The sequence below is a fragment of the Mesorhizobium sp. WSM3873 genome (assembly GCF_001672445.1).
Classification (GTDB): domain Bacteria; phylum Pseudomonadota; class Alphaproteobacteria; order Rhizobiales; family Rhizobiaceae; genus Mesorhizobium.
Genome location: NZ_LYTM01000027.1, coordinates 37250 through 50402 on the forward strand (window position 1 = coordinate 37250; position 13153 = coordinate 50402).

Here is a 13153-nt window from a genome sequence, read left to right on the forward strand (position 1 = left end):
GAGATGTCTATGGCGCCGTATTCGATAGCCTACCCGCTGATGCCTTATTTGGACGAACTCGAGAAGATGAACCCGGACCTGACCAAGATGATGCCGCGGGAGATGGCCAGCGCCGTCAACCTGATGGCGCATCCTGTCGCGGGCGTGGCTGCGCTATCTGCGGTAGGCATCGGTTTCGCCAACCATGCCCTGGGTGTCTGGATGGGCGCGCTCTCCGGCGCCGTCGAAGCCTCGCAGCGAATGCTCCAGCCGTTCCTCGACGATCTCGAGGCGCGGACCGAGGCCGCCAACAATTCGTCCAAAGCGCGCAAAGCGACCGAGACGCTGATCGCCGAGGCGCAGACCTTCGCCAGGGATGTGACCGACATCGCGGCGAACGCCAGCGCTGAGAAGGCGCTCGACGCGAGAGGCGACACGGTAGCCGGAACGGCCGCGACCGGTCTGATGCCGGAAGATTTCAGGCAGCCCAAGGCGATCGACAAGCCGGCAAAGCCGTCCGACCTGAAGGCGATATCGGGCATCGGGCCGAAGCTGGAGAAGGTGCTGAATGGTCTTGGCATCTGGTCCTACGACCAGATCGCTGCCTGGACCTTGGAAGAGATCGCCTGGGTCGAGGATTACCTGTCGCTCGCCGGCCGCGTCGGCCGCGACGACTGGACTGGCCAAGCGGCGGCGCTGGCCGCCAAATAGTGAGATGAAATGCCGGGCGCAGTCGCGCCCCGGAACGAAAGATTGCGGGAAATCCGCGAGGGTTTGAGGCGAATGGCAAAGCTCAAGGTCGACGGGAAAGAGATCACGGTACCCGACCATTACACGCTGCTGCAGGCGGCCGAGGACGCCGGCGCGGAAGTGCCGCGCTTCTGCTTCCATGAGCGGTTGTCCATCGCCGGCAATTGCCGCATGTGCCTGATCGAGGTGAAGGGTGGCCCGCCCAAGCCGCAGGCCTCCTGCGCCATGGGCGTGCGCGACCTGCGCCCCGGCCCGAATGGCGAAGCGCCGGAAATCTTCACCAACACGCCGATGGTCAAGAAGGCCCGCGAAGGCGTGATGGAGTTCCTGCTGATCAACCATCCGCTGGATTGCCCGATCTGCGACCAGGGCGGCGAGTGCGACTTGCAGGACCAGGCGATGGCCTTCGGCGTCGACTCCTCGCGCTACCATGAGAACAAGCGGGCGGTCGAAGACAAGTATATCGGTCCGCTGGTCAAGACGGTGATGAACCGCTGCATCCACTGCACGCGCTGCGTCCGCTTCACGACCGAGGTCGCCGGCATCTCCGAACTCGGCCTGATCGGCCGCGGCGAGGATGCCGAGATCACCACCTATCTCGAACAGGCGATGACCTCGGAGCTCCAGGGCAACGTCATCGACCTTTGCCCGGTCGGCGCGCTGACCTCCAAGCCGTTCGCCTTCCAGGCGCGGCCGTGGGAGCTGACCAAGACGGAGTCGATCGACGTCATGGACGCCGTCGGCTCGGCGATCCGCGTCGATAGCCGCGGCCGCGAGGTGATGCGCATCCTGCCGCGCGTCAACGAGGCCGTGAACGAGGAGTGGATCTCGGACAAGACGCGCTTCATCTGGGATGGCCTGCGCACCCAGCGCCTCGATCGTCCGTACGTTCGCAAGAACGGCAAGCTTGCTCCGGCAAGCTGGGCGGAAGCCTTCACGGCGATCAAGAACGAGGTGTCGAAGACCGCGCCCGAGCGCATCGGCGCCATCGCCGGCGACCTCGCCGCAGTCGAGGAAATCTATGCGCTCAAGCTTTTGATGGCAGCGCTCGGCTCCAAGAACATCGACTGCCGCCAGGACGGCGCTGCGCTCGATCCGTCGCTCGGCCGCGCGAGCTACATCTTCAATCCGACCATCGAAGGCATCGAGCAGGCCGACGCGGTGCTGATCGTCGGCGCCAATCCGCGCTTCGAGGCCTCGGTGCTCAACGCCCGCATCCGCAAGCGCTGGCGCGTCGGCAACCTGCCGATCGGCGTCATCGGCGAGATCGGCGACACGCGTTATGACTACGAGCTCATCGGCGCCGGCCCAGAGTCCTTGAAGGACTTGGCCGACGGCAACGGCAAGTTCTTCGAGGTGCTGAAGAATGCAGCGCATCCGCTGATCATCGTCGGCCAGGGCGCCCTGGCGCGCTCGGACGGCGCGGCAGTGCTCGGCCAGGCGGCAAGGCTGGCGACGGCCGTCAATGCCGTCACGGCCGACTGGAACGGCTTCGCGATGCTGCACAACGCGGCGGCCAGAGTCGGCGGGCTCGACGTCGGCTTCGTGCCGGGCGAGGGCGGCAAGAATGTCGCGGGCATGCTGGGCGCGACGGATCTCCTGTTCCTGCTTGGCGCCGACGAGATCGACATGGCCAAGACCGGCGGCGCCTTCGTCGTCTATATCGGCACGCATGGCGATGCGGGCGCGCACCGCGCCAATGTCATCCTGCCGGCTGCTGCCTACACCGAAAAATCCGGCACCTATGTCAACACGGAAGGGCGCGTGCAGCAGACCAACCGCGCCGGTTTCGCCCCGGGCGAAGCGCGCGAGGACTGGGCGATCCTGCGGGCGCTGTCGGATGTGCTCGGCAAGAAGCTGCCGTTCGATTCGCTCGCGCAGCTGCGCGCCAAGCTCTATGGCGAATACCCGCATCTTGCCCGCGTCGATCATGTCGCGGCGGGCAGCGCCGACGGCGTTGCCAGGGCGGCGAAGCTCGGCGGGCGCTTGAACAAGGGCACCTTCACCTCGCCGGTGAAGGACTTCTATCTCACCAACCCGATCGCGCGGGCCTCGGCCGTGATGGCTGAGTGCTCGGCGCTGGCCAAGAGCGGCTTCAAGCAGGCGGCGGAATAAGCATGGACACCTTCTTTTCCTTCTACGTGCTGCCGGCGCTGCTGATCCTGTTGAAGTCGGTCGTGCTGATCGTCGTTCTTTTGATCTTCGTGGCTTACGTGCTTTATGCCGACCGCAAGATCTGGGCGGCGGTGCAGCTGCGCCGCGGCCCGAACGTGGTCGGTCCCTGGGGCACGCTGCAGGCCTTCGCCGACCTTTTGAAATTCGTCTTCAAGGAGCCGGTGATCCCGTCGGGCGCCAACAAGGGCGTCTTCCTGCTGGCGCCACTGGTCTCAGCCGTGCTCGCGATCTCGGCCTGGGCGGTCATTCCGGTCAATCAAGGCTGGGCTATCGCCAACATCAATGTCGGCATCCTTTATGTTTTCGCCATCTCCTCGCTCGAGGTCTATGGCGTGATCATGGGCGGCTGGGCGTCGAACTCGAAATATCCGTTCCTGGGCGCGCTGCGCTCAGCCGCGCAGATGGTGTCCTACGAGGTGTCGATCGGCTTCGTCATCGTCACCGTGCTGCTTTGCGTCGGCTCGCTCAACCTCTCCGACATCGTGCTCTCGCAGCAGGATGGCCTCGGCACCAAGCTTGGCCTGCCCAACACCTTCCTCGACTGGCACTGGCTGTCGCTGTTCCCGATGTTCATCGTGTTCTTCATCTCGGCGCTGGCCGAGACGAACCGTCCGCCCTTCGATCTGGTGGAAGCGGAATCGGAACTCGTCGCCGGACACATGGTCGAATATTCGTCGACGCCGTTCCTGCTCTTCTTCCTGGGCGAGTACGTCGCCGTCGTCCTGATGTGCGCGCTGGCCACCATCCTGTTCCTCGGCGGCTGGCTGCCACCGTTCGACTTCGCGCCCTTCACCTGGGTGCCGGGCCTGATCTGGTTCGTGCTCAAGGTCTGCCTGGTGTTCTTCATGTTCTCGATGGTGAAGGCGTTTGTGCCGCGCTACCGCTATGATCAGCTGATGCGGCTAGGCTGGAAGGTCTTCCTGCCGATCTCGCTGTTCATGGTCGTCGCCACCGCGGCCTTCCTCAAGATCACGGGGTTTGCGTGATGTCCGCTCTTGCCCAAGCCGCAAAGGCCCTGTTGCTGAAGGATTTCGTCAGCGCCTTCTTCCTGTCGATGCGCCAGTTCGTTGCGCCGAAGGAGACGATCAACTATCCGCACGAGAAGGGACCGACCAGCCCGCGCTTCCGCGGCGAGCACGCGCTGCGCCGCTATCCCAATGGGGAGGAGCGCTGCATCGCCTGCAAGCTTTGCGAGGCGATCTGTCCGGCACAGGCGATCACCATCGAAGCCGGCCCGCGCCGCAACGACGGTACGCGGCGCACCGTGCGCTACGATATCGACATGGTGAAGTGCATCTATTGCGGCTTCTGCCAGGAAGCCTGCCCGGTCGACGCCATCGTCGAGGGGCCGAATTTCGAATTCGCGACCGAGACGCGCGAGGAGCTTTACTACAACAAGGAAAAGCTGCTCGCGAACGGCGATCGCTGGGAGCGTGAGCTGGCGCGCAACATCGCGTTGGACGCGCCCTATCGCTGACATTTGACGCATGGACGGGGCGAGGGCCTCGTCCAAAGGATGGTCCCCGAAAAGTTGCAGACTTTCGGACCAGATCATCCTCCGGAATGAAAAGAGTGTCGCATGTTTCTTTCGATCGGGTCTTTCAACCCGATCGGAACATGCGATAGGAACACGCAACTTTGCCAGCCGGAGGCGGCGGCGACATCGAGCAGGGGCGCTGAGCCAGTGTTCGGACAGGAACCCGAGGGAACCCCATGCTGAGTGGACTAGAGGCGGTCTTTTTCTATCTCTTCGCCTTTATCGCCGTGGCGTCGGCCTTCATGGTCATTTCGTCGCGCAACCCCGTGCATTCGGTGCTGTTCCTGATCCTCACCTTCTTCAATGCCGCTGGCCTGTTCATGCTGACCGGCGCCGAGTTCCTGGCGATGATCCTGCTCGTCGTCTATGTCGGCGCTGTGATGGTGCTGTTCCTTTTCGTCGTCATGATGCTCGACGTCGACTTCGCGGAGATGAAGCAGGGCGCGCTGCAATATGCGCCGATCGGCGCGCTGGTCGGACTGATCCTGGCGGCGGAACTGATCGTCGTGCTCGGCGGCTACAGCTTCGCGCCGCAGCTTGCCTCGACGGTGGCGAAGGCAACGCCGGACCTCGCCGCGCGCTCCAACACGGCGGCGCTCGGCGACATCCTCTACACGGACTATCTCTATTATTTCCAGATCGCCGGCCTCGTGCTTCTGGTCGCCATGATCGGTGCCATCGTGCTGACGCTGCGCCACAAGGAAGGCGTCAAGCGGCAGTCGATCGCCGCCCAGGTCGGCCGCACGCCGGCAACGGGCATGGAAATCCGCAAGGTCAAGTCGGGCGAGGGTATCTGAGATGGTCGTCGGCATCGCGCATTATCTGACCGTATCGGCTATCCTGTTCACGCTCGGCGTGTTCGGCATCTTTTTGAACCGCCGCAACATCATCGTCATCCTGATGTCGATCGAGCTGATCCTGCTCGCGGTCAACATCAACTTCGTCGCCTTCTCGGCGGCGCTGCATGACCTCGTAGGGCAGGTATTCGCCCTGTTCGTGCTGACGGTCGCCGCGGCGGAGGCCGCGATCGGACTTGCCATTCTTGTCGTCTTCTTCCGCAACCGCGGCTCGATAGCGGTCGAAGACGTGAACCAGATGAAGGGTTGACGGGAACAACAATGTACCAGGCCATCGTCTTCCTTCCGCTGCTCGGCTTCCTGATTGTCGGCCTGTTCGGCAATTCGCTCGGCGCCAAGGCATCCGAATACATCACTTCCGGCTTCCTGGTGATCGCGGCGGTGCTGTCGTGGATCGCCTTCTTCACCGTCGGCTTCGGCCATGGCGAAGTGTTCACCATGCCGGTGCTGCGCTGGATCCAGGCGGGCGGGCTCGACGTCGCCTGGGCGCTCAGGATCGACACACTGACGGTGGTGATGCTGGTCGTCGTCAACACCGTGTCGGCGCTGGTCCATATCTATTCGATCGGCTACATGCACCACGATCCGAACCGGCCGCGCTTCTTCGCCTATCTGTCGCTGTTCACCTTCGCGATGCTGATGCTGGTGACGGCTGACAATCTGGTGCAGATGTTCTTCGGCTGGGAAGGCGTCGGCCTCGCCTCCTATCTGCTGATCGGCTTCTGGTACAAGAAGCCCTCCGCCAACGCCGCGGCGATCAAGGCCTTCGTCGTCAACCGCGTCGGCGACTTCGGCTTCGCGCTCGGCATCTTCGGCGTCTTCGTGCTGTTCGGCTCGGTCAATCTCGGCACAGTCTTCGCCAACGCAGCCTCCTTCCTTCCGGCCGAAGGCGCGCCGGAGGGAGCCGCGGTGCTCACCTTCTTAGGCCATGCGCTCGACAAGCACACGGCGCTGACGGTGGTCTGCCTGCTGCTGTTCATGGGCGCCATGGGCAAGTCGGCGCAGGTGCCGCTGCACACCTGGCTGCCCGATGCCATGGAAGGCCCGACGCCCGTCTCGGCGCTGATCCATGCCGCGACCATGGTGACGGCCGGCGTGTTCATGCTGGCGAGGCTGTCGCCGCTGTTCGAGTTGTCGCATTCGGCGCTGACCGTCGTCACCTTCATCGGCGCCTTCACCGCCTTCTTCGCGGCCACCGTCGGCCTTGTCCAGAACGACATCAAGCGCGTCATCGCCTATTCGACCTGCTCGCAGCTCGGCTACATGTTCGTGGCGCTCGGCGTCGGCGCCTATGGCGCGGCGATCTTCCATCTGTTCACGCATGCCTTCTTCAAGGCGCTGCTCTTCCTCGGCTCTGGCTCGGTCATCCATGCCGTCTCCGACGAGCAGGACATGCGCCTGATGGGCGGGTTGAGGACGCTTATCCCCAAGACCTACTGGATGATGGTGATCGGCACGCTGGCGCTGACCGGCGTCGGCATCCCGGCGACGGTGATCGGCACCGCCGGCTTCTTCTCCAAGGACGCCATCATCGAAGCGTCCTTTGCCAGCCACAACGCGGTCGCGGGCTTTGCCTTCGTGCTGCTCGTGATCGCCGCCGCCTTCACAAGCTTCTATTCCTGGCGACTGATCTTCATGACCTTCCACGGCGAGCCGCGCGCCAGCCACGAGGTCATGCATCACGTGCATGAATCGCCGCCGGTGATGCTGGTGCCGCTCTACGTGCTGGCTGCCGGCGCGCTGTTTGCCGGTGTCATTTTCCACGGCGCCTTCATCGGCGAGGGCTATGCCGAGTTCTGGAAGGCCTCGCTGTTCACGCTGCCGGACAACCACATCCTGCACGAGATCCACGAATTGCCGTTGTGGGTGGAACTGGCTCCGTTCATCGCCATGGTCATCGGCTTTGCGGTCGCGTGGAAGTTCTACATCCGCTCGCCGGAACTGCCCCGGAGCGTCGCCGCCAACCATCGCCTGCTCTACGGCTTCCTGCTCAACAAATGGTATTTCGACGAGCTCTACGACTTCCTTTTCGTGCGGCCGGCGAAGCGCCTCGGCCGGTTCCTATGGAAGACTGGTGACGGCGCCATCATCGACGGGCTCGGCCCGGACGGCATCTCGGCGCGCGTCGTCGACGTCACCAACCGCGTCGTCAAATTGCAGACCGGCTACCTCTACCACTATGCCTTCACCATGCTGATCGGCGTGGCCGCTCTCGTCACCTGGATGATGCTCTGATGACCGACTGGCCAATCCTCTCGCTGGTCACCTTCCTGCCGCTGGTTGGTGTTCTGCTCATTCTGCCGATCAGCGACGACAGCGAAAACGCGCGCCGTAACATCCGCTCGATCGCCTTCATCACGACGGCGTTCACCTTCGTGGTGTCGCTGTTCATCTGGAAGGGTTTCGACAATTCGCAGGCCGGCTTCCAGTTCGTCGAGAAGCACGCCTGGCTGGATTCGGGCATCTCCTATCATATGGGCGTCGACGGCATCTCGATGCTGTTCGTCATCCTGACCACCTTCCTGATGCCGCTCTGCATCCTGGCCTCGTGGGATGCGATCGAGAAGCGCGTCAAGGCCTACATGATCGCCTTCCTGATCCTCGAGACGCTGATGATCGGCGTGTTCTGCGCGCTCGACATCGTGCTCTTCTACGTCTTCTTCGAGGGCGGCCTGATCCCGATGTTCATCATCATCGGTGTCTGGGGCGGCAAGCGGCGCGTCTATGCCTCGTTCAAGTTCTTCCTTTATACGCTTGCCGGCTCGGTGCTGATGCTGCTCGCCATCATGGCGATGTTCTTCCAGTCCGGCACGACCGACATCACCACGCTGCTGACGCATAGCTTCCCGGCCAACATGCAGACCTGGCTGTGGCTCGCCTTCTTTGCCTCCTTCGCGGTGAAGATGCCGATGTGGCCGGTGCACACCTGGCTGCCCGACGCGCATGTCGAGGCGCCGACGGCGGGTTCGGTCATCCTGGCCGGCATCCTGTTGAAGATGGGCGGATACGGCTTCCTGCGCTTCTCGCTGCCGATGTTCCCGCTGGCGTCGGAGATGTTCGCGCCGCTGATCTTCACGCTCTCGGTCGTCGCCATCATCTACACCTCGCTGGTGGCGCTGATGCAGGAGGACATGAAGAAGCTCATCGCCTATTCGTCGGTCGCCCATATGGGTTTCGTCACCATGGGCATCTTCGCGATGAACCAGGAGGGCGTGCAGGGCGCGATGTTCCAGATGCTCAGCCATGGGCTCGTCTCCGGCGCGCTGTTCCTGTGCGTCGGCGTCATCTACGACCGCATGCATACGCGCGAGATCGACGCCTATGGCGGGCTGGTCAACAACATGCCGAAATACGCGACCGCGTTCATGATCTTCACCATGGCCAATGTCGGCCTGCCGGGCACCAGCGGCTTCGTCGGCGAGTTCCTGACCATGCTCGGTGTGTTTCGGGTCAACACCTGGGTGGCGTTCTTCGCCGCTACCGGCGTCATCCTGTCGGCGGCCTACGCGCTCTGGCTCTACCGCCGCGTGATCTTCGGCGCGCTGACCAAGGAGAGCTTGAAGAACCTGCTCGATCTGTCGACGCGCGAGAAGGCGATCATCTACCCGCTTGTGGTGCTGGTGATCTTCTTCGGCGTCTATCCGGCGCCTGTGTTCGACGCCACCACGCAGTCGGTCAAGGCGCTCGTCACCAACGTCACCGCTTCCATCAATTCCGCGCAGACCGCGGCGGCGAACTGACCGGGGAAACACCATGACGCCGGACCTTCTCTCCAGCCTTTCGCTCTCGACGCCGGAACTGATCCTCGCCATCGGCGCGCTGGCGCTTCTGATGGTGGGTGCGTATTCGCGCTCCAACAACACCATGACGGTGACCGGGCTCGCGGTCGCGGTGCTTGTGATCGCCGGCCTGTGGCTGGCTTTCTCCGGCGGCGAGGGGTCTGCCTATGGCAGCGCTTTCGTCCAGGACTCCTTCGGCCGCTTCATGAAGATGCTGGCGCTGATCGGCTCTGCCGTCACGCTCGTCATGTCGATGCGGTTTGCCAGGCAGGAGCATTTCGACAAGTTCGAATATCCGGTGCTGATCGTGCTGTGCACGCTCGGCATGATGCTGATGATCTCGGCCAACGGCATGATCGGCCTTTATCTCGGGCTCGAGCTGCAGTCGCTGGCGATCTATGTGCTGGCGGCGATCAACCGTGACAATGTCCGCTCGACCGAGGCCGGCCTTAAATATTTCGTTCTCGGCGCGCTGTCGTCGGGCATGCTGCTCTACGGCATCTCGCTGGTCTACGGCTATACCGGCAACACCGGCTTTCACGAGATCGCGACGGCGCTGGGCAGCGGCGAACGTCAGCTCGGCCTTGTCTTCGGCCTTGTCTTCGTGCTCGCCGGCCTCGCCTTCAAGATCTCGGCGGTGCCGTTCCACATGTGGACGCCGGACGTCTATGAGGGCGCACCGACGCCGATCACCGCCTTCCTGGCCGCCGCCCCGAAGATGGCGGCGATGGCGCTGATCGTGCGCGTCACCATGGGCGCCTTCAAGCCGATCGCCGCCGACTGGCAGCAGATCGTCGTCTTCATCTCGATCGCCTCGATGGCGCTCGGCGCCTTCGCCGCGATCGGCCAGACCAACATCAAGCGGCTGATGGCCTATTCCTCGATCGGCCATATGGGCTACGCGCTGGTCGGCCTTGCCGCGAACAGCCAGGCCGGCGTGCGCGGCGTGGCGATCTACATGCTGATCTATCTGGTGATGACGCTCGGCACCTTCGCCTTCATCCTCGCCATGCGGCGCAAGGAGGGCAATGTCGAGCAGATCGGCGATCTGGCGGGCCTCGCCTCGACCAATCCCATCATGGCCACCATCCTCACCATCCTGATGTTCTCGCTGGCCGGCATTCCGCCGCTCGCCGGCTTCTGGGGGAAATGGTACGTGTTCCTCGCCGCCATCAACGCGCATCTCTATGCCCTGGCGATCATCGGCGTGCTGGCTTCGGTGGTGGGTGCCTACTATTACCTGCGCATCATCAAGATCATGTGGTTCGACGAGCCTGTCGGCGGCTTCGTGCCGATGGCCAGCGAATTGCGCCTCGTGCTCGGCGTCAGCGGCGCCTTCGTGCTGTTCTATGTGCTGATCGGCGGGCCGATCGGCAGCTATGCCGAAGCCGCCGCCAAGACCTTCTTCTGACGGGATGGCATTTCGGCTGGCTCCAACCGCGGCGTCGGAGGGGTTCCGGCTCGAGGCCCATGACAGCGTTGGCTCGACCAACGCGCTGGCGCTTGAGCATGCACGCGCGGGCGATCCGGGAAAACTCTGGATCGTCTCGAAGAAGCAGGAAAGCGGACGCGGTCGGCGCGGCCGCGCCTGGGCGACGCCTGAAGGCAATCTGGCGGCGACGCTGCTTCTGGTTTCGAATGGCGAGCTGCGGCTCGCCGCGACGCTTGGCTTCGTCGCCGGGCTTGCATTGGCTGACGCGCTCGATGCCGTCGTCCCGCAAGGGCGGATCGCCGTTGGCCTGGACGGAGCCAGCGAAGGACGCAACCGCTTCGAGCTGAAATGGCCGAACGACGTGCTCGCCACCGGCGCCAAGCTTGCCGGCATCCTGCTGGAATCGACCCTGCTCGAAGGCGGCCGTTTCGCGGTTGCCGTCGGCATCGGCGTCAACGTCGTGGCATACCCCGAGGATCTGCCTTATCCGGCGACGTCGCTGCAGGCACTTGGCGCCAATTGCGATGCCGAGATGCTGTTCCTGGCGCTCTCGGATGCCTGGAGCGAGAATTTCAGATTGTGGGATGACGGGCGGGGACTTAGCGCGATTAGGAAACGCTGGTTGGCTCGCGCCGCGGGGCTCGGCGGCGAGGTTGCTGTCAGAATTGACGGCAATGTGGTGCGCGGCGTCTTCGAAACCATTGACGAGGACTGCCGTTTCGTGATCCGCGACGATGACGGAACTGCTTTGACGATAGCGGCCGGCGACGTGCATTTCGGCGCGGTCGCGTCGGCCCGTCTTTGACGACTTGATTTGATTGGCTTGGCCTGATTGGCCAGGAAGGAAAGGATTTATGGCGAATACTGAGAACGCCGAACTCGTCTTCGCGCCGCTCGGCGGCGTCGGCGAGATCGGCATGAACTTCGCCCTCTATGGCTACGGGCCCGCGAACGCGCGCGAATGGATCGTCGTCGATGTCGGAGTCACATTTCCGGACAGCGCGCATCCGGGCGTCGATCTGATCCTGCCCGACACACGCTTCATCGAGGAGAACCTCGACGGCTTGCGCGGCGTGGTCATAACCCATGCGCATGAGGACCATTACGGCGCGCTGCTCGATATCTGGCCGAAGCTCAAAGTGCCGGTCTGGATGACGCCGTTCACCGCCGGCCTGCTGGAGGCCAAACGGCAGGGCGAGCAGAACGCGCCAAAAATCCCGGCAATGATCTACAGGGCCGGCGACACGTTCACCATCGGGCCGTTCGAGATCGAAGCCATCCCGGTTGCGCATTCCATTCCCGAGCCGATGTCGCTGGCGATCTCCACGCCCGCCGGCACGGTAATCCACACCGGCGACTGGAAGATCGATCCGGCGCCGACGATCGGCCCCAAGACGGACGAGGCGCGCTTCCGCGCTTACGGCGACAAGGGCGTGCTGGCGCTGATCTGCGATTCCACCAATGCGCTGAGGGAAGGGGAGTCGCCGTCGGAAGTGGCGGTCGGCGAGGGCCTGAAAGGCGTCATCGAAAACGCCAAGGGCCGCGTCGCGGTCACCACCTTTTCCTCCAATGTCGGGCGCATCGTTTCGATCGCCAAGGCTGCGCGGGATGCAGGCCGGCAGTGCCTTGTGCTCGGCCGCTCGCTGAAGCGCGTGATCGATGTCGCGACCGAACTCGGCTACATGGACGGCCTGCCGGAATTCATTGCCGAGGAGGATTACGGCTATATCCCGCGCGAGAATCTGGTGGTCATCTGCACCGGCAGCCAGGGCGAGCCGCTGGCCGCACTTGCGAAGCTTTCGCGCGACGAGATGAAGTCGGTGGCGCTGACGGCCGGCGACACGGTGGTGTTTTCGTCGCGCACCATTCCCGGCAACGAGAAGGCGATCCTAGAAATCAAGAACCGGCTGATCGACCTCGGCATGAAGATCATCGAGGACGGCGACGCGCTGGTGCATGTCTCCGGCCATCCGCGCCGCAGCGAGTTGCGCAAGATGTATGAATGGGTGCGGCCGCAGATCGGCGTGCCGGTGCACGGCGAGGCGGCGCATCTGGTGGCGCAGGGCTCGCTGATGTCGATGTCGGGCATCGGCCAGGTGGCGCAGGTGCGCGACGGCGATATGTTGAGGCTCTGGCCCGGTCCGGCCACGATCATCGACCAGGTGCCGTTCGGCCGCCTCTACAAGGATGGATACTTGATCGGCACCGATCAGGCGATGGGCATACGCGACCGGCGCAAGCTGTCCTATGCCGGACATGTCGCGGTCAACGTCGTGCTCGACGAGAAATACGAGCTAGCCGGCGATCCCGATCTGGTGGCGATCGGCGTCGCCGAGGCCGATGCCAGCGGCGAGACGCTAGAGGACCTGATGCTCGATGCGGCAATCGGCGCGGTGGACTCGATCCCCCGCCAGCGCAGAAAAGACCTCGACCTTGTGCAGGAGGCCGTGCGCCGCGCCGTCCGCGGCGCCGCCAACGAAGCCTGGGGCAAGAAGCCGCTGGTGACGGTGTTTGTCACTAGAGCGGGATGAAGTCATCTCCGGTCGTATCCTGCATTGGCGAAGTAGTTTGAGCACTCGGCGGGTGTCGTCCGGTTGAGGATTTCGCCGATCGCCTGGCAGACGGTCTCGGCCGTCCGTTTGGC

The 13153-nt window shown here is 63.7% G+C and carries 11 protein-coding genes; all 11 read left to right on the forward strand.

From position 1 onward, the window contains the following. Window positions 1-9: 9 nt before the first annotated feature. The 11 genes from A9K71_RS18325 (at window position 10) to A9K71_RS18375 (ending at window position 13040) form a co-directional block, all read left to right on the forward strand. Complete coding sequence (locus A9K71_RS18325; RefSeq protein ID WP_066998774.1) at window positions 10-690, forward strand: NADH-ubiquinone dehydrogenase; 681 nt, start codon at window positions 10-12, stop codon at window positions 688-690. Window positions 691-762: 72 nt separating this feature from the next. Next, the gene (gene nuoG, locus A9K71_RS18330; protein WP_066998777.1) at window positions 763-2844 is read left to right on the forward strand and encodes an NADH-quinone oxidoreductase subunit NuoG; all 2082 of its coding nucleotides are present in this window, start codon (window positions 763-765) and stop codon (window positions 2842-2844) included. A gap of 2 nt (window positions 2845-2846) precedes the next feature. Continuing rightward, on the forward strand, window positions 2847-3890 hold the full coding sequence (gene nuoH, locus A9K71_RS18335; RefSeq protein WP_066998780.1) for an NADH-quinone oxidoreductase subunit NuoH: 1044 nt from the start codon (window positions 2847-2849) through the stop codon (window positions 3888-3890). Next, a complete protein-coding gene (gene nuoI, locus A9K71_RS18340) occupies window positions 3890-4381 on the forward strand; it encodes an NADH-quinone oxidoreductase subunit NuoI (RefSeq protein ID WP_066998784.1) in 492 nt (163 codons plus the stop codon). Before nuoH ends, nuoI begins: the two co-directional genes overlap by 1 nt. A gap of 236 nt (window positions 4382-4617) precedes the next feature. Next, window positions 4618-5238, forward strand: coding sequence for an NADH-quinone oxidoreductase subunit J (locus A9K71_RS18345; RefSeq protein ID WP_066998787.1), 621 nt, complete (start codon window positions 4618-4620; stop codon window positions 5236-5238). Window position 5239: 1 nt separating this feature from the next. Continuing rightward, window positions 5240-5548 carry an NADH-quinone oxidoreductase subunit NuoK gene (gene nuoK, locus A9K71_RS18350; protein WP_066998791.1) on the forward strand — a complete coding sequence of 103 codons (309 nt, stop codon included), beginning with the start codon at window positions 5240-5242 and terminating at the stop codon, window positions 5546-5548. An 11-nt stretch (window positions 5549-5559) separates the two neighbouring features. Then, window positions 5560-7533 carry an NADH-quinone oxidoreductase subunit L gene (nuoL, locus tag A9K71_RS18355; RefSeq protein ID WP_066998793.1) on the forward strand — a complete coding sequence of 658 codons (1974 nt, stop codon included), beginning with the start codon at window positions 5560-5562 and terminating at the stop codon, window positions 7531-7533. After that, the gene (locus A9K71_RS18360) at window positions 7533-9038 is read left to right on the forward strand and encodes an NADH-quinone oxidoreductase subunit M (protein ID WP_066998796.1); all 1506 of its coding nucleotides are present in this window, start codon (window positions 7533-7535) and stop codon (window positions 9036-9038) included. Before nuoL ends, A9K71_RS18360 begins: the two co-directional genes overlap by 1 nt. 13 nt (window positions 9039-9051) lie before the next feature. Then, window positions 9052-10488, forward strand: a complete 1437-nt coding sequence (gene nuoN, locus A9K71_RS18365) for an NADH-quinone oxidoreductase subunit NuoN (RefSeq protein ID WP_066998799.1) — start codon at window positions 9052-9054, stop codon at window positions 10486-10488. 4 nt (window positions 10489-10492) lie between these two features. Beyond that, a complete protein-coding gene (locus A9K71_RS18370) occupies window positions 10493-11314 on the forward strand; it encodes a biotin--[acetyl-CoA-carboxylase] ligase (protein ID WP_066998802.1) in 822 nt (273 codons plus the stop codon). A gap of 49 nt (window positions 11315-11363) precedes the next feature. Beyond that, window positions 11364-13040 carry a ribonuclease J gene (locus A9K71_RS18375; protein WP_066998805.1) on the forward strand — a complete coding sequence of 559 codons (1677 nt, stop codon included), beginning with the start codon at window positions 11364-11366 and terminating at the stop codon, window positions 13038-13040. Window positions 13041-13153: the final 113 nt, after the last annotated feature.